This is a genomic window from Streptomyces sp. NRRL S-87, from assembly GCF_000719335.1.
Classification (GTDB): Bacteria; Actinomycetota; Actinomycetes; order Streptomycetales; family Streptomycetaceae; genus Streptomyces.
Window position 1 is genome coordinate 78,536 of sequence record NZ_JOGB01000011.1, and the last position, 21,456, is coordinate 99,991.

Here is a 21,456-nt window from a genome sequence, read left to right on the forward strand (position 1 = left end):
GCCTCACCACAGGCGGTCGACCGTCCCCGGATACAGCCCGATGCGCGCGTGCGCGAAGCCCGCCCGGGCGGCCCGGGCCCGCTCCGTGAAGAACCCGCCCATGGTGACCTTGTCGAAGCCCGGCCGGTCGCTGGGGAAGGGGGCCTCGGGCGTCCCGCCCACCAGCACGCTGCCGGGCAGCTCGGTCCAGCCGGCGCCCTCGTAGAAGCCGCGCAGCGGCCGGTCGCAGGTGAACAGCCCGACCTCCGTCTCCCCGTCCGCCGCCAGCGCCTCGCGCGCGGCGGCCACCAGCCGCCGGCCGTGCCCCCGCCCGCGGGCCGCGGTGCGGGTGACGACGGTGCTCAGCCCGGCGGCCCGCCAGTCCGCGCCCGCGTGCCGGAGCTCCTTGAACAGCAGGTCCAGCGCGGCCAGCACGGTTCCGTCGGCGTCCACCAGGACCATGGCCCGCGGCCGCAGCAGCGGGTCGTGACCGTACGTGCCCTCGCCCTCCGGGGGCCAGGCCTCGTCCTGGAGCCGGTGGACCTGCGTGCGCAGGTGCCCCGGCAGGCCGTCGCGGTACGTCTCGATGTGCATCGGCCCAGCCTGGCCCGGTACGCGCCGCCCGCCAAGCGGATTTCCCGGGCTACTCCGCGATGCGGGTGCCCGTACCGGAGACCCGGACCCTGGAGTCCCCCTCCCGGAAGGAGACCGTCAGCACCCCGGGCCGCCCCATGTCGTCGCCCTGGTGCAAGGTGAGCACGGCGTCCTGCGGGACCAGGCCGGCCTCGCGGGCGTACGCGCCGAAGGCGGCCGCCGCCGCCCCCGTCGCGGGGTCCTCGACCACGCCGCCGACCGGGAACGGGTCGCGGACGTGGAACACCGTCTCCGCCTCCCGGTGCACGAGCTGGACGGTGGTCAGGTCCAGCCGTCGCATCAGCGCCTCGAGGCGGTCGAAGTCGTACGCCAGGTCGGCGAGCCGCGCGCGGGTGGCCGCGCCGAGCACCAGGTGCCGCGCGCCGGCGTAGGCGATCCGGGGCCCGATCGCCGGGTCGAGGTCCTCCGCGGGCCAGTCCAGCGCGGCCAGCGCCTCGGCCAGGTCGGCCGGGTCCACGTCCTCGGTCTTCGGCTCGACGCTGGTGAGGGTGGCCGTCAGACCGTCCCCGTCGGCGGCGACGGTGACCGGCACGACCCCGGCACGCGTGTCGAAGAGCAGCTCACCGGGTCCGATCCGCTCGCCCAGCGCGATGGCGGCGGCCACGGTGGCGTGCCCGCAGAAGGGCACCTCGGCCTTGGGGCTGTAGTACCGGACCGTGAACCCGCGGCCGGGCCCGGCGCCCAGGCCCTCGGGCGGGGCGGTCAGGAAGGCGGTCTCGCTGTAGCCCAGGCCGGCGGCGATGCCGAGCATCGCCGCCCCGTCGAGTCCGGAGGCGTCCAGCACCACGCCGGCGGGGTTCCCCCCGGCCGGGTCGGCGGAGAAGGCGGTGTAGCGCAGCACGGCGGTCGCAGGCTCTTCATGGTCCATGCCGGTCCCAACTCCGCCCCGGGCGCGGTCATTCCCGCCGTGAAGGCCGGCGGTCAGCCCCGCCCGACGAACGGCATGGTGGTGGCCATGACCGTGGCGAACTGGACGTTCGCCTCCAGCGGCAGCTCCGCCATGTGCACCACCGTCCGGGCCACGTCGGCCGCGTCCATCACGGGCTCGACGGCCAGCTGCCCGTTCGCCTGCAGGATCCCGGTCTGCATCCGCGCGGTCATCTCGGTGGCCGCGTTGCCGATGTCGATCTGTCCGCAGGCGATCCGGTACGGCCGGCCGTCCAGCGACAGCGACTTCGTCAGACCCGTGACCGCGTGCTTGGTGGCGGTGTACGCGATCGAGTTCGGGCGGGGCACCTGGGCCGAGATGGAGCCGTTGTTGATGATCCGCCCGCCCTGCGGCTCCTGCCCCTTCATCTGCCGGAACGCCGCCTGCGCGCACAGGAACGCGCCCGTGAGGTTCACGTCCACGACCGAGCGCCAGGCCTCGTACGAGACGTCCTCCAGCGGGACGCCCGCGGGCCCGAACGTGCCGGCGTTGTTGAAGAGCAGGTCGAGCCGCCCGTACCGGTCCCGGACCGCGGCGAAGAGGGCCGCCACGTCACCGGGATCGGTCACGTCGGCCCGTACGCACAGCACGTCGGCCTCCGCCCCGGCCGCCCGCGCCGTCTCCTCCAGCGCCTCGGCCCGGCGCCCGGCCAGCGCCACCGACCAACCGGCCGCCGCGAGGGCGAGCGCCACGGACCGGCCGATGCCCGAACCGGCACCGGTGACGAGGGCGGTCTTCTTCTCAGGTGCGTCCATGACGCCGCAGGGTACGGGACCCCGCCCGGCCGCTCTTGGACGTTCCGCCAAGTGGACCGCCACCTCCGGACCAGCCTTCCTTGGCGGTGCCCGGTGGGTCACCCCCTCCCCCGGCGTAAAATCGCCCGGTGAACGCCACTGTCCCCACCGCCGACGCGCTGCGCGGCGCGCTCGCCGGTCTGCTCGACGGACTCCCGCCGAAGCAGGCCACCGCCGCCGTCGACCGGCTGATCGCCAACTACCGGGGACGCACCCCGACCGACGCTCCCGTGCTCCGGGACCGCTCCGACGTGGTCGCGTACGCCGCGTACCGGATGCCCGCGACGTTCGAGGCGGTGCGGGCGGCCCTCGACGCCCTCGCCGACGCGGCGCCGGACTTCACCCCGGCCTCGCACGTGGACGTCGGCGGCGGCACCGGTGCCGCGACCTGGGCGGTCGACGCCACCTGGGAGGGCCCGCGGGAGACCACCGTGCTCGACTGGGCGGACCCGGCCCTCGCACTGGGCCGGGAGCTGGCGCAGGCCTCGGGCTCACCGGTGCTGAAGGCAGCCGCGTGGCGCAAGGCCGTGATCGGCGGCGGGCTCGCACTCCCGACGGCCGACCTGGCCACCGTCTCGTACGTGCTGGGCGAGCTGACCGGTGAGGCCCGCCGGGCGGTCGTCGCCGAGGCGGCCCGTACCGCGCAGACCGTCGTGGTCGTCGAGCCCGGCACCCCCGAGGGTTACCTGCGCATCCGCGAGGCCCGCGACCAGCTGCTCGCGGCGGGCCTGCACGTGGCCGCGCCCTGCCCGCACGACGGCACCTGCCCGATCACGGTCGGCGAGGACTGGTGCCACTTCTCGGCCCGGGTCAGCCGGTCCTCGCTGCACCGCAAGGTCAAGGGCGGCTCGCTGGCGTACGAGGACGAGAAGTTCAGCTACGTGGCGGCCACCCGCTTCGCTCCCGAGCCGGCCGCGAACCGCGTCACCCGCAGGCCGCAGATCCGCAAGGGCCTGGTCCTGCTGGACCTGTGCACCCGCGACGAGGGCCTGCGCCGGGACACCGTCACCAAGCGCCACGGCCCCCTCTACAAGGCCGCCCGCGACGCCGACTGGGGCGACGCCTGGCCGCCGGCGGACGCCGGGTAGCGGCCCGCGCACAGAGGCGCCGGGCGGCCGAGTGGCGGCCCGCGCGAGGGGACCGCACCCGCCCACGGAGAGGGCCCGCGGCCGGAAGCGGGGAAGGGCACCCGGCCGCGGAGCCGTGGGACGGCCGGCCGGGGCACGGGCCCCCGGCCGACCGCCGGCCTGTCACGCGCGCTAGGGCCGCAACTCCTGCGTGCAGCACTTCACGCTGCCACCGCCCTTGAGGAGTTCGCCCAGGTCCATCCCGATCGGTTCGAAGCCGCGGTCGCGCAGCGGCTCGAACAGTCCGACGGCCTCCTGCGGCAGCAGGACGTGCAGGCCGTCCGACACCGCGTTCAGCCCGAGGGCGGCCGCGTCCGCCTCCGTGGCGACGAGCGCGTCAGGGAAGAGCCGGCGCAGTACCGCGCGGCTGCCCGGTGAGAAGGCCTCCGGGAAGTACATGACCTCGTCGCCGTCGAGCACGGACAGCGCCGTGTCGAGGTGGTAGTAGCGCGGGTCGACCAGGTCGAGGCCGATCACCGGGCGGCCGAAGAACTCCTGGGCCTCGTCGTGCGAGAGCGGCGAGGAGCGGAAGCCCCGACCGGCCAGGACGTACGTGGCGGTGACCGCGAAGTCGCCCTCGCCCTCGTTGATGTGCGAGGGCTCGTGGATCTCCGTGTAGCCGTGCGCGCGGAACCAGTCCAGGTGCTCCTGCGCCTCGGCCGACCGCTCCGGGTAGGCGAAGCGGGCACCGAGCACGCGACCGTCGATCACGGTGGCGCCGTTGGCGGCGAAGACCATGTCGGGCAGCTCCGGGCGCGGTTCCAGGAGCTCGACGGTGTGGCCGAGGGCCCGGTAGCGGTCGCGCAGGTCCTCCCACTGGGCCAGGCAGAGGGGCAGGTCCACCGGCTTGCCGGGGTCCATCCAGGGGTTGATGGAGTAGGTGACCTTGAAGTGCACGGGTGGGCACATCAGGTACCGGCGGGGTGTGGCGTCTCGGCGCAAAGAGGGCTCCTCACGGGACACGACGTCCGGGCGGTGTCCGCGCCGTGGGTGGGCGCGGGAAGAGAATCGTCTCTCCTCCGTGGACACCGCGCATTGAACTGATCGGGTGGTTTGGGTGGGACACGCGGTGAATTCCCCGTCGTTCGATATCCGATGCCATCTGTTCGACCGCGCTCGAGAGCGTGGCGAAAGTCACCGGAGTCGCCACTCGGGTGGGTATGGCCCCTTTTGGCCATGGCTGGGACCCGTCGTACGCCCGTGCGGACCGCCCCCCGGTGGGGAAGAGCGGTCACCGGGGGCGCAGGATGGTGGGAGCATGGAATGGTCTGCCGGGGCAACGACGAGGTGAGGGGATACATGGGGCCCGAGTCCGGCCGCGTCAAACGCGGTGTGCAGCACAGGATTTCCCAGTGGCTGGGCCGACTGCGCACGACCGAAACCCCGGAGGACCCCGGCCGCGCCCGCGAGACCGTGCTGCTGGCCACCGCCGCGGCGGGCCTGCCCCTGTCGCCCGCGGCCCATCCCGCCGGCTACCGGTGTTCGTGCGAGCGCATCGGCTGTCCCACTCCGGCCCGGCACCCGCTGTCCTTCGCGTGGCAGACCCAGGCGACCACCGACCGCGCCCAGGTCGAGCGCTGGGCCCGCAACCAGCCGCAGGCCAACTTCATCACCGCGACCGGCATGGTCCACGACGTCCTGGACGTACCGCTGGCGGCCGGCCGCGAGGCGCTGCGCCGGCTGCAGGCCGCCGGGGTCGCCCTGGGCCCGATCGCCGTGAGCGAGGAGGGCACTGCGGAGGAGCCCAACCCGCACGGCCGCATGCTGTTCTTCACCGCCACCCGCGGCACCCCCGAGGACGAGGACGAGTGGTGGCCCTGCGAGCTGGACTGCCACCCCGAGACCATGGACGAGCACCCCGGCCTGCGTTGGCACTGCCGCGGCAGTTACGTGCTCGTACCGCCCGCCCGACTGCCCGGTGACCAGGCCGTCGCGTGGCTGCGCGGACCGGAGCACCCGCTGCCGGACCCGCTGAGCCTCCTGGAGACCCTGACCGACGCCTGCGCGCAGCACGCGGCCGAGGCCGACCACGACCCGCACGCGGCGGTGGCGTGGCCGCTGAGCCGCTGAGCATGGCCCGGCCGATCACACCCAGCCCCGCCCCGCCCCGTTCCGTTGGCACGACGCCGAGGGGGCTCCGACCCGCGCGACGCGAACGCCGCCGCGGTCGGAGCCCCCTCGGCGTACCGCGGTCCGACGACCCGTCACGCGCCACCCCACCCCCGGCACCGGGCACCGGGCACCCCTGACGGCAGGTACCTCACGGCAGGCACCTGACGGCAGGCACCCGACGCCCGGCACCCGTCAGTGGATCTCGGTCACCACCACGTCCAGCGCCCACGCCTTGCCGGCCTTCGCCGGCTCCGCCGCCTCGACCGCGTACCCCAGGTCCCGCAGGACGCCGACCAGTTCGGCCGGGGTCGCCGGCTCGGCGCCGGCCCGCAGCAGGTCGCGCACCAGGCGCCCCTTGGTGGCCTTGTTGAAGTGGCTCACCACGGACCGCTTCTCGACCCCGTCCACCACCTGCGCGTGCAGCACCCGCACGGTCGCGGTGCGCCCGGCGACCTCGCCCTTCGGCTTCCAGGCGGACGCGTACGCCGACGAGCGCAGGTCCAGGACCAGCCCCTCCCCGGCGGCGGCGGGCATCACCTCGGCCATGGGCCCGCGCCAGTAGGCGCCCAGGGCGCCCAGGCCCGGCAGCTTCACGCCCATCGAGCAGCGGTACGAGGGGATCGCGTCGTCCACGCCGACCGCGCCCCACAGGCCGGAGAACACCAGGAGCGACCGCGAGGTCAGCGCCCGGGCCGCCGGCTCCAGCTCGGCCAGCGCCAGGGCGTCGTACAGCACACCGGTGTAGATCTCCCCGGCGGGCCGCGCGGGGGCGGACCGCAGCTGCGCGTTCTTGCCCACCTCGCCGCGCAGGCCCTCGCTCAGGCCGAGCACCTCGCGGGCCTTCTCCTCGTCGGCGGCGCACAGCTCGACCAGCTCGTCGAGGACCGCGGCGCGCGCCCCGGCCAGCCCCGGCAGGGACAGCCCCTCGGCGTCGAGGGGTGCGCCGGAGCCGCCGGCGGCCTTTCCTTCGGACGGCGGCAGCAGCACGAGCACGTCGGTTTCTCCTTCATCACGTACGGGGAGGGGTGCGGCCCCGGCATGCCAGCCTAGGGCCTCCCCGCGAGGCCCCCTTCCCCGCGCCGCCGTCGCCCCCGCTCGGCCGCGCTCGCCGTGCCGGTCCGCACCCGCGTGCCTACGCTCGGGGCATGCCCCGTCGCCCGATCCACCTCTCCGACGCGGCCGAGACCGCGCTGCGTCCCGCACTCGACACGCTCCGCAGGGAGCTGCCGGCCCCAGGGGACTTCCCCCCAACCGTGCTCGAGGCGGCCGCGGAGGCCGCCCGGGCACCCGAGCTGTCCCACAAGGACGTCACCGAGCTGCCCTTCTTCACGATCGACCCGCCGGACTCGCAGGACCTCGACCAGGCCATGTACCTGGAGCGGCGGGCGGGCGGCGGGTACCGCGTCCACTACGCCATCGCCGACATGGCCGCCTTCGTCAAACCCGGCGGAGTGATCGACACCGAGGCCCACCAGCGCGTCGAGACGCTGTACTTCCCCGACCTCAAGGTGCCCCTGCACCCGCCCGTCCTGTCCGAGGGGGCGGCCAGCCTGCTCCCGACGAACGAGAAGGTCCCGGCCCTGCTGTGGCAGCACGACCTCGACGCCCACGGCGTGGTGACCGCCAGCACCGTGTACCGCGCGCTGGTCCGCAGCCGGGCCAAGCTCAACTACGCGGGCGTCCAGCAGGACATCGACGCGGGGACGGCCGAGCCGGCCGTCGCGCTGCTGCGCGAGATCGGCATGCTGCGCGAGGCCGTCGAGGACGAGCGGAAGGCCGTCTCGCTCATGCTGCCGGACCAGGAGATCACCCTCAAGGACGGGGAGTTCCGGCTGTCCTACCGGACACCGCTGGCGGTGGAGGGCTGGAACGAGCAGATCTCCCTCATGACCGGCATGGAAGCGGCCAAGATCATGCTGAAGAGCGGTACGGGCATCCTGCGGACCCAGGAGCTGAGGGTCCCCGACCCGGTCCCGGGGCTGCGCGAGATCGCCAAGCAGCTCGGCATCGACTGGAAGCACCACATGTCGTACGCCGACCTGATCCGCTCCCTCGATCCGAGCAAGCAGAACCACGCCGCCTTCCTCCACGAGGCCACCCGCCTGTTCAGGAAGGCGGACTACACGGCCTTCCGCGACGGCGCCCTCCCCCCGAACCAGAAGCACGCGTCCATCGCGGCCCCTTACGCGCACTGCACGGCACCGATGCGGCGCCTGGTCGACCGGTACACCGGCGAGCTGTGCGTGGCCGCCTGCGCGCTCCAGGCCCCGCCGGCCTGGGTGCTCGACGCCCTGCAGGACCTGCCGGCCACGATGAGGAACGGCAAGGCGGGTCTGGCGGACGGGGAGTGCGTGGACATCGTGGAGGCGGCACTGCTCCAGCACCGGGAGGGCGAGACGTTCGACGCCGCCGTGATCGACACCGACGCGGAATGGGTCCCTCCCAACCCCAGGACGGGTCTGGCCTATCTGGCGGATCCCCCCGTGATGGGCAAGATCAAGAAGGCGAGCGGATCCCTCGTGCTCGGTTCGAGCGTCCGGGCCAAGCTCGAGAAGGCCGACCCGAAGGCGGGTCTCAAGAAGGACAAGATCCTCTTCAGCCTGCCGTAGGCCGCCGCACCGCCGCCACGAGCGCCGCCGGCATCCGCATGCCCCCGTTCCACACCCCGCCGCTGCGGCAAGGTCAAGCGACGGCCGTCGCGCGGGTAGCATGGTCACCACGGCAGACGAGCCGGCCGGACGGCCGCGTCGGGGTCCTCGGACCCCGCCGAGGAACGTCCGGGCTCCACAGGGCAGGGTGGTGGGTAACGCCCACCCGGGGTGACCCGCGGGACAGTGCCACAGAAAGCAGACCGCCGGGGGCCTCGGCCCTCGGTAAGGGTGAAACGGTGGTGTAAGAGACCACCAGCGCCTGGGGTGACCCAGGCGGCTAGGTAAACCCCACTCGGAGCAAGGTCAAGAGGGGTCGGAGCGATCCGGCCCTGCGCGGACGATCGAGGGCTGCCCGCCCGAGTTCGCGGGTAGACCGCACGAGACCGGCGGCAACGCCGGTCCTAGATGGATGGCCGTCTCCCCGGCGACCGCGAGGTCTCCGGGTGACAGAACCCGGCGTACAGGCCGACTCGTCTGCCGCCTGTATCCCCGACCTGGGGCGATGGTCCGGCCCCAGGGGTCCCATGCCTGCCGGGGGCGATCCGGGGGCAGCGTTTCAGACGACGATCACCTTGATGTCCGGCGCCGCGGGAAGCGTCTCCGCGGCCGCACAGAGCTTCGGAACCTGGGCCGAGTCGGACGTGACGATCCGCACCGGCGGCGTGCAGAGCGCGGCCGTGGCGACGATCAGGGCGTCCACCAGGCACTCGTGTCCGTCCAGCCCCGTCACGTCGAGGAGCTTCGCCGCGTTCTCCGTGACGCCGTCCGTGACCGGCTTGACGTCGAAGCGGGAGAGGAGGAACGCCAGGCGCTTGGCGGCGTTGCCGGTGCGGCGCACTTCCAGGCGCTACGCGTCGGCCGGCTCACCACTCTTCTTCCGCCTGCCTCCGCGGGGGGGGGCGTCACGTGGAGGCTACTCATGCCCAAAAACGTAGCACCACCGGTAGGAAAGTCGCCACGGGAGCGCGCGAAGGGCGAAGGCGCCGCTGGGGGACGGGGCCTTCGCCCGCAGGGCTTCAGGAACCACGCACTACGGGTCCGGCGGGAACCGCGGGAACTAGCGCAGGCCGACCTGGGAGCGGATGCTCATCTTGCCGTTCTCGAAGAGGAACGTGGCGACGCCGAAGGTGCTCGACTGGTCGCAGTTGTACGTCGAGGAGCGCATGCCGCGGGTCTCGGTCTGGGCCACGCGGACGCAGGTGCCGACGCCGGTGATCTCCTTCATCTGCGCGATGGTCTTGCCGCGCGTGACCTTGAGGTACTTGGCCTTGGTCATGCGGCCGTTGGACTTGCCGCCGTCCAGGAAGACCTGGGTGCGGACCTCCAGCTTGTTGTTGGAGAAGGTGAAGTCCGCGACGCTGAAGGGCTTGTCGCCCTTGCACTCGTACTGCTTGATCCGCACACCGCCGGCGGAGGAGTCGGACTGCAGCCTGCACGCGCCGCGGCCGGCGGTGGCGTGCATCGTCGCGATCGACGAGCCGAGCTTGATCTTGTCGTACTCGGCCTTGGTGATCCGGGCGGTGGCGGCGGAGGCCGTCGTCGCGGAGGCCAGGCCCAGGGCTGCGGCGAGGACGGGTACGGCGATCAGGCGCATGCGGGACATGCTGCCCCTTTCTGTGTCGACGACAAGGAGATCGTGAAGATCCCCGGCATCCTGCACAGATTTTCGACTCGACGGTAAGGTCGATTGTCAGCCAGCCATACGCGAAGACCGGCCACGGACCGCTCGTGCGGTCCGTGGCCGGTCCCCGTTCACGACGCGTCGGCCTCGCGTCAACGCAGATGTGAGGTGTCGTTCAGCAGGCGCAGCGACGCGTTGCCGTCCGCGTAGTACGCCACCGCCGACAGCGACGCGGCGGCCAACTCCATGCGGAACAGGGCCTCGGGTGGCGCGCCCAGGGCCAGCCGGACCAGCGTCTTGACCGGGGTCACGTGCGTGACCAGCAGGACCGTGCGGCCCTGGTGCCGGGCCAGCAGCCGGTCGCGCGTGGCCGACACCCGGCGGGCGACCGCGGCGAAGCTCTCGCCGCCGCCCGTGGGCTCCGCCTTCGGCGAGGCCAGCCAGGCGTCGAGGTCGGCGGGGTAGCGCTCGCGCACCTCGGCGAAGGTCAGGCCCTCCCAGACGCCGAAGTCCGTCTCGCGCAGCCCCTCCTCGACGGTGACGTCCAGGCCGAGGCGCTCGGCGACGGCCTGGGCGGTCTGGCGGCAGCGCGTCAACGGCGAGCTGACGATCGTCTGGATCGTGCCGCGGGCCGCCAGGGCGGCGGCCACGGCCTCGGCCTGGCGCCGGCCCGCCGCGGAGAGCTCCGGGTCGGTGCCGCCGCTGCCGGAGAACCGCTTCTGCGGGGTGAGCGCGGTCTCGCCGTGGCGGAGGAGGACGAAGGTGGCGGGAGTGCCCAGGTCCGGCGCACCCCAGCCGGCGGAGGGGGCCGCAGCGGTCTCCACCGGAGCAGCCGCCGCCGGGACCGCGACAGCCGCGGCCGCGACAGGGGCCGCGGCGGACGTTCGCGCCGCCACCGCGGAGGAGGCCGACCGTTCCGCCGGGGCCGACCGGTCCGCCAGCGCCGCCCGCACCGCCGCCGCGCCCGCGGCGGCGTCCCCGGGCGGACCCGCGGGCGGCGGGACGGCCAGCGCGCGGGCCGCGCCCGCGTCGAGGGCCGCCGAGGAGGCGGACGGCGACCACTGCTCGCCGCGCCGGCCCGCGTCCATGGCCTCGTTGGCCAGCCGGTCCGCGTGCTTGTTCCGCTCGCGCGGGATCCACTCGTACGCGACCTGCGCGCCCGGCAGGATGCGGGCGGCCTCGGCCGCCAGCGGCTTCATGTCCGGGTGCTTGATCTTCCAGCGGCCCGACATCTGCTCGACGACGAGCTTGGAGTCCATCCGGACCGTGATCCGGGCCTCCGGGTCGAGCTCGCGCGCCGCGGTCAGACCGGCGATCAGGCCCTTGTACTCGGCCACGTTGTTCGTCGCGACACCGATGTACTCCGCCCGCTCCGCGAGCGTCTCACCGCTCGCCGGGTCGAGCACGACGGCGCCGTAGCCGGCCGGCCCCGGGTTGCCCCGGGACCCGCCGTCGGCCTCCACGACGAAACGGCGCATCAGATGCCCGAGTCGGCCGTACGGACCAGGATCCGGCCACAGTTCTCGTGCCGCACGACCTTGTCGCGCGCGGCCGCCTTGATCTCGTTCACCTCGGCGAGGTCCAGCTCGATCTGGCAGCCCATGCAGCGGCGCTGGTACAGCTTGGCGGCGCCCACGTCACCGGTCTTGGCGCGGATCTTCTCGTACAGGGCGACCAGGTCGGCCGGCATGGCGCCGACGACGACCGCGCGGTCCTTCTCCAGGCCGGCGACCTCGGCGTCGATCTCGCCCGTGGCGGCGTTCCGGCGGGCGGCGGCGTCGTCGGTCTTGGCCTGCACGGAGGAGACGCGCTCGGTCAGCTCGGCCACGCGCTCGGCGGCGGACTCGCGACGCTCCATGACCTCCAGGACCACGTCCTCCAGGTCGCCCTGGCGCTTGGCCAGCGAGGTGAGCTCGCGCTGCAGGTTCTCCAGGTCCTTGGGGGAGGAGACCGCACCCGAGTCGAGGCGCTGCTGGTCGCGGACGGCGCGCTGGCGCACCTGGTCCACGTCCTGCTCCGCCTTGGTCTGCTCGCGGGCGGTGTCGCTCTCCTCGGTCTGCGCGGCGATCAGCAGGTCGCGCAGCTGCGTCAGGTCCTTGGAGAGGGAGTCGAGCTCGGCGTGCTCGGGCAGCGACTTGCGCTTGTGCGCGAGCTGCGACAGCCGTACGTCCAGGGCCTGGACGTCGAGGAGTCGGATCTGGTCGGCGGGCTCGGCGTTCAGTTGGGGGCTCCAGTGGTTGAGATGGCGGACGACGCCGCGTGGGCGGTCCAGGGGTCGGTGACCGTGTGCGAGACGTGGGTGCGCAGGCCCCAGCCGTGCCGGTCGGAAATCGCGTCGAGCTGGGCCGCGGCCTGCTCGCACCAGGGCCACTCCGTGGCCCAGTGGGCGGCGTCGACGAGGGCCAGCGGGCTGGTCTCGCGGGCCTCGGACACCGGGTGGTGGCGCAGGTCGGCGGTGACGAAGGCGTCCACGCCGGCCGCGCGCACCTGGGCGAAGAGGCTGTCGCCCGAGCCGCCGCTGACCGCGACGGTCCGGATGACCTGCTCGGGGTCGCCCGCGACGCGGATGCCGGTCGCGGTGGCGGGCAGCCGCTTCGCGACGCGCTCGGCGAACGCGGCGAGCGTCTCGGGGTGGTCGAGGGCGCAGATCCGCCCCAGGCCCCGGCGGCCGGCGGGGTCGGTCGGGTCGGGCACGAGGGGCCCGGTCACGCGCAGGTCGAGGGCGCCGGCCAGGGCGTCGGAGACGCCGGGGTCGGCGGTGTCGGCGTTGGTGTGCGCCACGTGCAGGGCGATGTCGTGCTTGATGAGCGTGTGCACGACCTTGCCCTTGAAGGTGCCGGCCGAGACGGTCGTGGTCCCGCGCAGGTAGAGCGGGTGGTGGGTGACGACCAGGTCGGCGCCCAGCTCCAGGGCCTCGTCGGCGACCTCCTGGAGGGGGTCCACGGCGAACAGCACGCGGGTGACCTCGGCGTCGGGGTCGCCGCAGACGGTTCCGACCGCGTCCCACTGCTCGGCCCGCTCGGGGGGCCAGAGAGCGTCGAGCGCGGCGATGACTTCAGACAGACGGGGCACGGGAGCAAGGCTACCGTCCGTACGGGCTCGGCCCTGTCCTCGGTCCGGGCCGGGCCGCCGGCCCGGGGGCCGGGGCCTCACGCACCGTCCCCGCCCCCGTACGGACCGGTTTACGGGAGCGGTGGCGGGCGCTGGACCCCGCCGCCCTCGGCGCCGCGGCGGTCCGCCCCGCCCCGCCCCGCCCCGGCCGCCGGTGCCAGGGCCTCGGCCGAAGGCGGGCCGCGGGGCGGGCCGTCCGCGGACCCGCGCAGCACACCGTCCGCGGACCCGCGCAGCACACCCTCCTCCCCACTCACCGGCGAACCGCCCGTCGGCCACCCTTATGTGTGAAGCGCGGGTGCTCGTGTTGTTCGGCTGGAAGTGCGAAAACTAGCTTCCTCGCTGGAGGTGACGTACCGATGACAGCCAGTGCCATCGATTCCGCCGCGACCGCCTTCGTGATCGCCGCGGACGGCTCGTACGCCGCGCGGCTGGCGGGCGACGGAGAGGCCCGGTTCCCCGAGCGCTGGACGCTCTGCGGACCGGAGCCGTACGCGGTGCCGCTCCCCTTGGAGCAGCCCGAGGAGGCGGACAGCGAGGTGCTGCCGCTCACCGACGGGCGGGTGCTGATCCACCGGCGGGTGGCGGACCGGCACGCGTTCGCCCTGCTCTACCCGACGGGCCATGAGACCGGTCCCCGCACCGGCGAGCTCCCGCTGGGCGGCATCGAGGCGAAGGAAGGGCGCCGGGTGCGGCTGCTGCCGCCGGCGCCGGACGGCACGAGCGCGTACGCCCTCGTCGTCGACGGGGCGGAGAGCGCGGTGTGGCGGGTCGCCGGGAGCGGGTCGGAGCGGTCCGGCGCCGGTACCGACGGCCCCGAGCGGGTCGCCGAGGTGCGCGGGCGCTGCTCGGGGGGCGTCTGGCTGGACCGTACGGGACGCATGCTCGCCCTGGACCGCGAGCTGGCCGGCGTCGGGGTCAAGGCGGTGGCCGTGGACCTCACCCGGGGCGGGGACGTGACGCCGCTCCTCCAGATCGCCGAGGGCAGCAACGACCGGCTGCTGCTCGCCGAGCCGGACAGCGGGCTCCTGATCATCCGGTCCGACGCGCCGGGCGAGCCGCGGCTGGGCTGGGGCGTGCTGGGCAGCGCCCGGCCGGTCCGGTTCCCGGAGTGCCTGCGGACGGAGGCGGACGGGGCGGAGCCGTTCGCGGTGCAGCCGGGGCAGGCGCTGATGCCGGAGAGCAGCGCGGTGGCGTTGCGGCTGGCGGACGGCGGGCTGGGCCTGTGGCGTCCGGCGGACCGGCGGATGTTCTCCCTGCGCGGGCCGGTGGGGTGGCTGGGCGGGGCGGGCCTGTGGACGCCGGAGGGTGCGCTGCGGCTGCCGTACGCCACGCCGGAGGTGCCGTGCGGTGTGTTGACGGTGACGGTCCCCCATCCGGTGCCGGCGATAAGGCTGCTGCCGGTGTCCGTCCCGGCCCAGCCGGACGCGTCCGCCCCGGGCGGGCCCGCCGGGCTGGGCGCGGGACCGGGCCCGGACGCCGGGCCGGGACCGGCCACCGGTCTGGGGCCGGCCACCGGTCTGGGGCCGGCCACGGGCCAGGGTCCCGGCGAGGCCGCCGCCGGGACCGCCGGGACCGCCGGGACGGGCCTCGCCTCCGCGGCCGGCCGGGTCCCGATCCGGCCGGTCCCGCTCCAGCAGGCCCCCTTCCCGAAGGGTCCGCAGGGCGTGTTCTACAAGGTCTTCGGGTAGCAACGGCCTTGACCGCGCCTCGCGTTGCGCTTGCGGTGCCCTCGGACAGCGTGGCGCCCCCTCTTCCTGTCAGTCCGGTCTGATTAGATGCGGACTGTGAAACTGGGGGGCGACCGTGTCCGGGGGGACGCGGCCGCAGAGTGAGAAAGCGATTCGCATGTCTGACGTCATCACCGACACCATCGAGGGACGACCGGCGGGGGCCGAGGGTCGTGGACGCCACCGCGGCGCCGCGTCCCCCGAGGACTCGGCGGTTCAGGCGCTCGGCCGCCACCGCAGGCCCTCCGCCACCGCGGAGGAGCAGGCGGCCTGAGGCGGCCGACGCAGCCGGAGCACGTGGAAGGCCCCGGGGGACACGATCCCCCGGGGCCTTCCGGCAGCCGGACGGGCCAGCCGGACCGCTGCCCGGCCCCGTCCGGCCGGATCCGACCGGCCGACACCGACCGCTCGACCTGCCCGCTCCGGACGGACGGCGCTAGCCCCGCTTCAGACCCAGCACCTCCGCCGCCGCGAACGTCTCGTTCGCGGGGCGGGCGGCGTAGTGCGGGGTGAGGAGCTCGTCCAGCTCCTCGTACGAGAAGGCCTCCTTGGCGGTGTCGAACTTGGCCGCCACCCGGGGCCGCTCCATCACCGCCACCATCCCGCCGTGCACCACGAACAGCTGGCCGTTGGCCCGCCCGGCCGCCGGCGAGGCGAGGTAGCCGACCAGCGGGGAGACGTGCTCGGGCGCCAGCGGGTCGAGCTTGCCCTCCTCCGGGACCTGGAAGCCCGCGAAGACGTCCTCGGTCATCCGGGTGCGGGCGCGCGGGCAGATGGCGTTCGCCGTGACGCCGTACTTCGCGAGGGCCAGCGCGGTCGACGTCGTCAGCCCGACGATGCCGCCCTTGGCCGCGGCGTAGTTGGGCTGCCCGGCGGAGCCGGCGAGGTAGGCCTCGGACGAGGTGTTGACGATCCTCCCGTAGACCGGCCCGCCGGCCGCCTTGGACCGCTCGCGCCAGTGCACGGCCGCGAAGTGGGTGGTGTTGAAGTGGCCCTTGAGGTGGACGTGGATGACCGAGTCCCACTCCTCCTCCGACATCGAGAAGACCATCCGGTCCCGCAGGATGCCGGCGTTGTTGACCAGGACGTCGAGCTTGCCGAAGCTGCTCACCGCCAGCTCCACCAGCTCGCGCGCCTGGCCGAAGTCGGCCACGTCGCCGAGGTGGGCGACGGCCTGCCCGCCCGCCGCGCGGATCTCCTCGGCCACCTCCTCGGCCGGCGTCGCCGAGGCCGCCCCGGTGCCGTCCCGGCCCGGCTGCCCGAAGTCGTTGACGACGACGCTCGCGCCGAGCCGGGCGAGCTCGATCGCCTCGGCCCGGCCGAGGCCCCGGCCCGCGCCGGTGACGATCGCGCACAGGCCCTCAAGTGGCAGTGACATCAGGCACGTTCCCCTCTCGGATCACGGAAGGTGTCGCTGGGTGCGGCACGGTGCCGCCAGGCGCGGCACTGTGTCGCCGGGTGTCGCCCGGAGCCGTCGGCCCTCAGAGCTCTATGCAGGTGCGCAGGGCCACGCCGGTGCGCATCTGGTCGATCGCGTCGTTGATCTCGGCGAGCTGCACGCGGTGGGTGATCAGGCCGGCCAGGTCGATCCGGCCGGCCCGCCACAGGGCGATGGTGCGCTCGTAGGAGCGGAGCACGTCCCCGCCGCCGTACATCGACGGCAGGATCTTCTTCTCGTCGAAGAACAGCGAGAACATGTTGACCTGGAAGTTGTCGTCGAGGGCGCCGGCGCCGACCACGACCACCGAGCCGCCGCGCCGGGTCATCTCGTACGCCTTGTGCGCGGTGGCGGACTTGCCGACCACCTCGAAGACGTAGTCGAAGCCCTCGCCCGCCGTGATCCGGTTCTTGGCGTCGCCGAACTCCTCCGGCGGGACCGCCTCGGTGGCGCCGAACCGCAGCGCCGCCTCCCGCCGCGAGGCCACCGGGTCGACGGCGACGATCTGGGCGGCGCCCTGCACCTTGGCGCCCTGGATGACGGAGATGCCCACGCCGCCGCAGCCGATGACCGCCACCGAGGAGCCGGCGGCCACCTTCGCGGTGTTGAGGGCCGCGCCCAGCCCGGTGGTGACGCCGCAGCCGATCAGCGCGGCGATGTCGTACGGCAGGTCGTCCGGGATCGGGACCGCGCAGCCGGCCGGCACCACGACCTCCTCGGCGAACGTGCCGGTGCCGGCGAAGCCGAAGACGTCGCCGTCCGCGCGGCGGAAGTTCGGGGTGGCGACGTTCGCGAAGGACTCCAGGCACAGGTGGCCCTCGCCGCGCTTGCAGGCGGGGCAGTGCCCGCAGGGCGGCAGCCAGCAGACCAGGACCCGGTCGCCGATCCGGTGGCCGGTGACGCCGTCGCCGACGTCCACGATCTCGCCGGCGCCCTCGTGACCGGGCACGAAGGGGGCGGGCTGCGGCAGTACGCCGTTCATCGCGGACAGGTCGGAGTGGCAGAGGCCGGTGGCCTTGATGCGGATCCTCACCTTGCCGGGGCCGAAGCCCACGGCGGCCATGTCGTCGACGACCTCGAGCTTGTCCTGGCCGATCTCGCTCTGCAGTGCTGCGCGCACGGTGCGGCTCCTTTGGCTGGGTTACGCGTGTTCGACGAGGGTGTCGGCGAGGACCGGGGCGTCGTCCCGGTCGGCGGCGGTCACGGTCACCTGGATGCGGCCGGGCTCCTGCCACATGCGCATCCGCAGCGTCTCGCCCGGGAAGACGATGCCGGCGAAGCGGGTGCTGTACGCCCGTACGCGCGAGACGTCGCCGTCGAGGAGGGTGTCCACCACGGCCTTGAGCGTCATGCCGTACGAGCACAGGCCGTGCAGGATCGGCCGGTCGAAGCCCGCCGTCTTGGCGAAGTCGGGGTCGGCGTGCAGCGGGTTCCAGTCCCCGGAGAGCCGGTAGAGCAGGGCCTGCTCCTCGCGGATGGTGCGCTCCACCGTCCGGTCCGGCTCGCGCGCGGGCTCCTCCAGGCGCGCGGACGGGCCCCGGTCGCCGCCGAACCCGCCCTCCCCCCGTACGAAGATCTGCGCGTCGGAGGTCCACAGCGGGCCCTCCGCGTCGGCGACCTCGGAGCGCAGCACGATGACGGCGGCCTTGCCCTTGTCGTAGACCGCCGCGACCTTCGAGCTAGAAGTGGCCCGCCCCTTGACGGGGATGGGGCGGTGCAGCCGGATGGCGTGGCCGCCGTGCAGGACGGCGGCGAGGTTCACCTGGATGCCGGGGGCGCCGAGGCCGCCGAGCATGGCCATGCCCGCGCCCGCGACGGTGGCGAAGCTGGGCAGGACGTGGAGTTTCGACTCGAGGGTGTAGCGCAGCTCGTCGGGGTCCGTGGCCGGGATGCCCGCGCCGAGTCCGAGGTGGTACAGCTGGACGTCCTTGTGGTCCCAGCTGATGTCACTCGTGCGGGGTTCGGCGGCGAGGGCCCGTGCGGCATCGATCGGCATGCGGCTGCTGCTCCTTCATTGCCCGGTGGTGCGCAGGGGTGCGGAGGCGGACGGAACGTGGAAGACCTCGGTGCGGCCGTCCGCACCGTCGGCCGCACCGAGGTCGTCTGCGGGCCGGCCCGCCCGCGTGGCCCGCGCCCCGCGCGCCCGGCGGCGCTCCGGGGGGCAGTTCTAGAACGCGTTCTAGGCCGGTGGCCCCTATGTATAACGCACCACCCAGCACTTGTGAAGACTGCTGACGTGACGTCAGAAGCCGCGCCGGACCCGCCCGGCGAGCCGCCCGGCGGGCGCACGGGCGGCCCGCCCCCTACCCTGGTCGGGTGGACGAAATGCCCCGGAATTTCCGGACGGCGAGGTCGTTGCGGGTCCTGCTGGCGGAGGGTCCGGGCACCCCGGCCGGCGCACTGGCGGTCCTGCTCGGGCTGGAGCCGGACCTCGACGTGGTCGCCCTGGTCGCGCCGGGCGCGGACGCGGGCGCGGCGGCCCTGACGGCCCGTCCGGCGGTGGCCCTGGTGGACGCGGACCGGCCCGACGCGCTCGCGGAGGTGGCGGCGGTGTGCGGCGAGGCTCCGGAGTGCCGGGTGCTGCTGCTGGCCGGGTCGGCCCGGCCCGGCCTGGTGGAGGGAGCGCTCGCCGCGGGGGCGGCGGGGGTGGTGCTGCGGGACGACCCTCCCGCGGCGCTGGCCCGGGCGGTCCGCCGCGCCGTGACCGGCGAGCCGGTCACGGACCCGGTGCTCGAGGCGTAGTCGTACCGGACCCGGCCAGCACGGTGCCCGTACCGGGAAAGACAAGCCGTAGCAGCAGTTGGGGCTTCAATAACACGGACGCCGTGCACGAAGTCGCTCAGATGCGCATGCGGCAGGCGTACCGGATACTGATTGAGGCGCAGCGCTGCTCGGCACACCCCGCTGGCCGGGTTCCCCGCCTTCCGGACCGGTCTCCGCGCATGCGATTTTCGGCGCCCCCTTCCCACGGATCCCGCATCGGCAGGCCATGCCGCCGATCGGGTCATCAGCGATCGCGACGCCGATCGAGATGGGGCGAGTGACCATGATCTACGACCTGCTCGCTGGCAGCTGGACCTACCGCAGCTTCGTCAACCAAGCCGCCGTCCTGCCCGAGCTCGACCCCGAGCACATCGTGACGGACGACGTCAAGAAGTGGTCCGGCTACCTCTTCGGTCAAGGAGTGATGACCTTCCACCCCACGGTCACCGGCGGGCTCACCGGGGTCTTCGAGATGGGCACCGACGACAGTCCGCTCGACATGCACCTGAACGGAAAGATCGAGGACCGCGACGGAACCACCTGGATCAAGTGGAACGCCCACGGCCTGCCGGGAACGCCGAGCGACGGCTGGCTGTACGAGTACGACGCGTTCTACACCCCCACCTGGCCGGACGGCTCCAACCAGATCGACGCGATCGTCGGCTCGGTCGTGCGCAGCCAGACGCACGGCGACCTCGCCCCGAACCAGACGGTGGACCGTGCTGCCCTGCGGGGCAGCACCGCCTCGTTCATCATGGTGCGGCCCGCGTTCGTCCAGGCGCGGGACGTGATCGGGCTCCCTCCCGAGCTGCTCGAAATGATGGGCTCACGGCACCATCGCCTGCACCACGCGATCTGGCACGGGCTGCGGGACAACTGGGTCACACCGGGCGACGGTGACATCTCGGAGAACGACAAGGCCGAGATCAGGAAACTCGGTTGGGAACCGCCGCATCCGAATCAACGCCCCACGCGCGGAACCGTCGAGCAGCGCGATCCGGACAACGGCGCCGGTGAGGACTTCCTCTACATGCACCGCCAGATGATCCAGGACGTCCGCGAGCTGCTGGGCGCACACGGTCTGCCCATGATCGAGTCGTGGAAGTCCATACCCACCCCGAACCGGCGGTCACGGAATCGCGATGGATTCTCCGTGCCCCAGACATGGGACCAGGGGAAGGGTGAAGGCTCCAACAAGGGGCTGGCAATGGTCAAGAGCGACGAGTACTGGCACTCGCGGATGACCTTCCTCGAGCGGAAGTTCAAGGATCCGAAGTACCTTTCGACGCTCACCCTCGACCAGCTCGGCGCGAAGATCGAATGGCTGATCCACAACCTGATGCACATCCGGTGGTGCTCGATTCCGAGGGATCCCAAGACGCTCGCGCCGGTGCCGGGCGGTCGGCCTCCCGAAGACACGTCCGGAAAGTGGATCAAGGTCGAAAGCGAGAACAAGCCGCCGGTCTACTACGACGACCTCAACGACACGTTCTCTTCACACGTACACCCCGTCTTCTGGCGCCTGCACGGCTGGGTCGACGACCGCATCGAGGACTGGTTCGCAGCGCACGCCGCCGCGCATCCTGGGCAGGTGACCCGCAAGACCGTGGGAGGCGTTCCGTGGTTCGCCAAGGGGGCGTGGGTCAGCGTCGAGGCGCCGTGGGTGGGTCCGACGTGCGCCGGGCACGGAGCCGGCGGTCACGCCGGCGGTCACGGGGACCACGAGCACGACGGCCAAGAGCACGACGGTCTCGAGCACGCAGCCCCTCTGCACGCGGGTCACGAGCACGGCGGCGACGGGCACGGCGGGGAGGGCCACGGCGGTCACGGCGGCGACGGGCACGGCAAGTACGACATCGACGCCATGCAGCGGGTCTACGACCTGATCTTCAACCCCAAGGCGGTGGCGGCGGTCGCGGACGCGAGCGCGCCGGCCGCGCGCACCGTCCAGTTCACGGGCAAGATCTTCAGAGCGGAGCCTCAGGCTCCGGTCGCGGGCGTCACGCCCTGACAGTGACCGTCACCGGCCTGCGCGTGGGCGAGGGCGGCCAGTCGGTCGCTCTCGCCCGGCGCGGTGAACAGCCGCTTCGGCAGGACCACCAGGCAGGCCCTGCGGCCCGCGCGGCCCACGAACACGTGCAGCCGCGGGGTCTCGTGGTACCAGCGCATGTCGTCCCACCCGATCCGCTGCGCCTCCCCGCCGCGGAGCACCTCGATGCCCGTACCGTCCACCACGGCCCGCTTCTCCTCGGCGGCCCGGCCGGTGCGGAAGCCCCGGGCGACCGCCCACCGCGGCAGGACCAGCAGCGTCACGAGGGCGTAAGCCACCGCGAGGCCGAGCGGGAGCGGGTGGACGGTGAAACCGTCCGGAGACGGCGACACGCTCGCCGCGGCGAGGAAGACGGTGCCCAGCGCGGCCACCGCCCGCCCCCGCCGGAACAGCCCGGCGGCCTTCGCCGCCTCGACGTACTCGTCCCGGGTCACGTTGCCGGTGGTGACGTCGAAGGATGTCCCGCGTATGTCGTCGCCCACGGGGGCGGAGCCTATC

Annotated in this window: 21 protein-coding genes and 1 other RNA gene; 8 read left to right on the top strand and 14 right to left on the bottom strand. The window is 73.6% G+C overall.

Annotation, left to right across the window (positions count from 1 at the left end; all coding sequences use genetic code 11):
- Window positions 1–3: 3 nt before the first annotated feature.
- The 3 genes from IF43_RS0109540 to IF43_RS0109550 are packed head-to-tail and all read right to left on the bottom strand — an operon-like array spanning window position 4 to window position 2,316.
- A complete protein-coding gene (locus IF43_RS0109540; RefSeq protein WP_030196761.1) occupies window positions 4–573 on the bottom strand; it encodes a GNAT family N-acetyltransferase in 570 nt (189 codons plus the stop codon).
- A 49-nt stretch (window positions 574–622) separates the two neighbouring features.
- Window positions 623–1,501, bottom strand: coding sequence for a PhzF family phenazine biosynthesis protein (locus IF43_RS0109545; protein ID WP_030196763.1), 879 nt, complete (start codon window positions 1,499–1,501; stop codon window positions 623–625).
- Window positions 1,502–1,554: 53 nt separating this feature from the next.
- A complete protein-coding gene (locus IF43_RS0109550) occupies window positions 1,555–2,316 on the bottom strand; it encodes an SDR family oxidoreductase (protein ID WP_030196764.1) in 762 nt (253 codons plus the stop codon).
- Between the two features lie 128 nt (window positions 2,317–2,444).
- Between IF43_RS0109550 and IF43_RS0109555 the strand changes: the two genes are divergently transcribed.
- On the top strand, window positions 2,445–3,443 hold the full coding sequence (locus tag IF43_RS0109555; RefSeq protein ID WP_030196766.1) for a small ribosomal subunit Rsm22 family protein: 999 nt from the start codon (window positions 2,445–2,447) through the stop codon (window positions 3,441–3,443).
- Window positions 3,444–3,614: 171 nt separating this feature from the next.
- Here IF43_RS0109555 and ddaH read toward each other — a convergent pair whose 3' ends face one another.
- On the bottom strand, window positions 3,615–4,424 hold the full coding sequence (gene ddaH / locus IF43_RS0109560) for a dimethylargininase (protein WP_199922700.1): 810 nt from the start codon (window positions 4,422–4,424) through the stop codon (window positions 3,615–3,617).
- Window positions 4,425–4,781: 357 nt separating this feature from the next.
- Here ddaH and IF43_RS0109565 point away from each other — a divergent pair, with 357 nt between their 5' ends.
- On the top strand, window positions 4,782–5,552 hold the full coding sequence (locus tag IF43_RS0109565; RefSeq protein WP_030196770.1) for a bifunctional DNA primase/polymerase: 771 nt from the start codon (window positions 4,782–4,784) through the stop codon (window positions 5,550–5,552).
- 234 nt (window positions 5,553–5,786) lie between these two features.
- Here the strand turns inward: IF43_RS0109565 and yaaA are convergent, their stop codons facing one another.
- Window positions 5,787–6,587 carry a peroxide stress protein YaaA gene (yaaA, locus tag IF43_RS0109570; protein ID WP_030196772.1) on the bottom strand — a complete coding sequence of 267 codons (801 nt, stop codon included), beginning with the start codon at window positions 6,585–6,587 and terminating at the stop codon, window positions 5,787–5,789.
- 152 nt (window positions 6,588–6,739) lie between these two features.
- Between yaaA and IF43_RS0109575 the strand changes: the two genes are divergently transcribed.
- Window positions 6,740–8,203 carry a ribonuclease catalytic domain-containing protein gene (locus tag IF43_RS0109575; protein WP_030196775.1) on the top strand — a complete coding sequence of 488 codons (1,464 nt, stop codon included), beginning with the start codon at window positions 6,740–6,742 and terminating at the stop codon, window positions 8,201–8,203.
- Between the two features lie 117 nt (window positions 8,204–8,320).
- An RNA gene (rnpB, locus tag IF43_RS37915) (RNase P RNA component class A) lies at window positions 8,321–8,722 on the top strand.
- A gap of 79 nt (window positions 8,723–8,801) precedes the next feature.
- Here the strand turns inward: rnpB and IF43_RS0109580 are convergent.
- From IF43_RS0109580 to IF43_RS39225, 5 genes are all read right to left on the bottom strand, one after another.
- A complete protein-coding gene (locus tag IF43_RS0109580; protein ID WP_051795007.1) occupies window positions 8,802–9,083 on the bottom strand; it encodes a hypothetical protein in 282 nt (93 codons plus the stop codon).
- A 219-nt stretch (window positions 9,084–9,302) separates the two neighbouring features.
- The gene (locus IF43_RS0109585; protein WP_030196781.1) at window positions 9,303–9,848 is read right to left on the bottom strand and encodes a hypothetical protein; all 546 of its coding nucleotides are present in this window, start codon (window positions 9,846–9,848) and stop codon (window positions 9,303–9,305) included.
- Window positions 9,849–10,018: 170 nt separating this feature from the next.
- A complete protein-coding gene (locus IF43_RS0109590) occupies window positions 10,019–11,344 on the bottom strand; it encodes a bifunctional RNase H/acid phosphatase (protein ID WP_030196784.1) in 1,326 nt (441 codons plus the stop codon).
- Window positions 11,344–12,087, bottom strand: coding sequence for a zinc ribbon domain-containing protein (locus IF43_RS0109595; RefSeq protein WP_199922704.1), 744 nt, complete (start codon window positions 12,085–12,087; stop codon window positions 11,344–11,346). Before IF43_RS0109595 ends, IF43_RS0109590 begins: the two co-directional genes overlap by 1 nt.
- Entirely contained in the window at window positions 12,084–12,938 is an 855-nt protein-coding gene (locus IF43_RS39225; RefSeq protein WP_030196790.1) for a Nif3-like dinuclear metal center hexameric protein, read from the bottom strand. Before IF43_RS39225 ends, IF43_RS0109595 begins: the two co-directional genes overlap by 4 nt.
- Before the next feature lie 398 nt (window positions 12,939–13,336).
- Here IF43_RS39225 and IF43_RS0109610 point away from each other — a divergent pair, with 398 nt between their 5' ends.
- Together IF43_RS0109610 and IF43_RS42065 are read left to right on the top strand one after the other, a co-directional pair.
- Window positions 13,337–14,668, top strand: coding sequence for a hypothetical protein (locus IF43_RS0109610; RefSeq protein WP_051795008.1), 1,332 nt, complete (start codon window positions 13,337–13,339; stop codon window positions 14,666–14,668).
- Between the two features lie 157 nt (window positions 14,669–14,825).
- Window positions 14,826–14,981, top strand: coding sequence for a hypothetical protein (locus tag IF43_RS42065; protein ID WP_199922701.1), 156 nt, complete (start codon window positions 14,826–14,828; stop codon window positions 14,979–14,981).
- Window positions 14,982–15,143: 162 nt separating this feature from the next.
- On the opposite strand, the gene IF43_RS0109620 is transcribed toward IF43_RS42065, so the two are convergent.
- The 3 genes from IF43_RS0109620 to IF43_RS0109630 all read right to left on the bottom strand — a co-directional run bounded on the left by IF43_RS0109620 (window position 15,144) and on the right by IF43_RS0109630 (window position 18,141).
- The gene (locus IF43_RS0109620; RefSeq protein ID WP_030196797.1) at window positions 15,144–16,085 is read right to left on the bottom strand and encodes a 3-oxoacyl-ACP reductase; all 942 of its coding nucleotides are present in this window, start codon (window positions 16,083–16,085) and stop codon (window positions 15,144–15,146) included.
- A 103-nt stretch (window positions 16,086–16,188) separates the two neighbouring features.
- A complete protein-coding gene (locus IF43_RS0109625; protein ID WP_030196800.1) occupies window positions 16,189–17,265 on the bottom strand; it encodes a Zn-dependent alcohol dehydrogenase in 1,077 nt (358 codons plus the stop codon).
- 21 nt (window positions 17,266–17,286) lie between these two features.
- The gene (locus IF43_RS0109630; protein WP_030196803.1) at window positions 17,287–18,141 is read right to left on the bottom strand and encodes a MaoC/PaaZ C-terminal domain-containing protein; all 855 of its coding nucleotides are present in this window, start codon (window positions 18,139–18,141) and stop codon (window positions 17,287–17,289) included.
- A 329-nt stretch (window positions 18,142–18,470) separates the two neighbouring features.
- Here IF43_RS0109630 and IF43_RS41555 point away from each other — a divergent pair, with 329 nt between their 5' ends.
- Together IF43_RS41555 and IF43_RS37910 are read left to right on the top strand one after the other, a co-directional pair.
- The gene (locus tag IF43_RS41555; RefSeq protein ID WP_234332052.1) at window positions 18,471–18,887 is read left to right on the top strand and encodes a DNA-binding response regulator; all 417 of its coding nucleotides are present in this window, start codon (window positions 18,471–18,473) and stop codon (window positions 18,885–18,887) included.
- A 298-nt stretch (window positions 18,888–19,185) separates the two neighbouring features.
- Complete coding sequence (locus IF43_RS37910) at window positions 19,186–20,919, top strand: hypothetical protein (protein ID WP_051795009.1); 1,734 nt, start codon at window positions 19,186–19,188, stop codon at window positions 20,917–20,919.
- Here the strand turns inward: IF43_RS37910 and IF43_RS0109645 are convergent.
- Window positions 20,889–21,440: a YcxB family protein gene (locus IF43_RS0109645; protein ID WP_030196810.1), complete on the bottom strand. Its 552-nt coding sequence runs from the start codon at window positions 21,438–21,440 to the stop codon at window positions 20,889–20,891. The genes IF43_RS37910 and IF43_RS0109645 overlap by 31 nt on opposite strands.
- Between the last annotated feature and the right edge of the window lie 16 nt (window positions 21,441–21,456).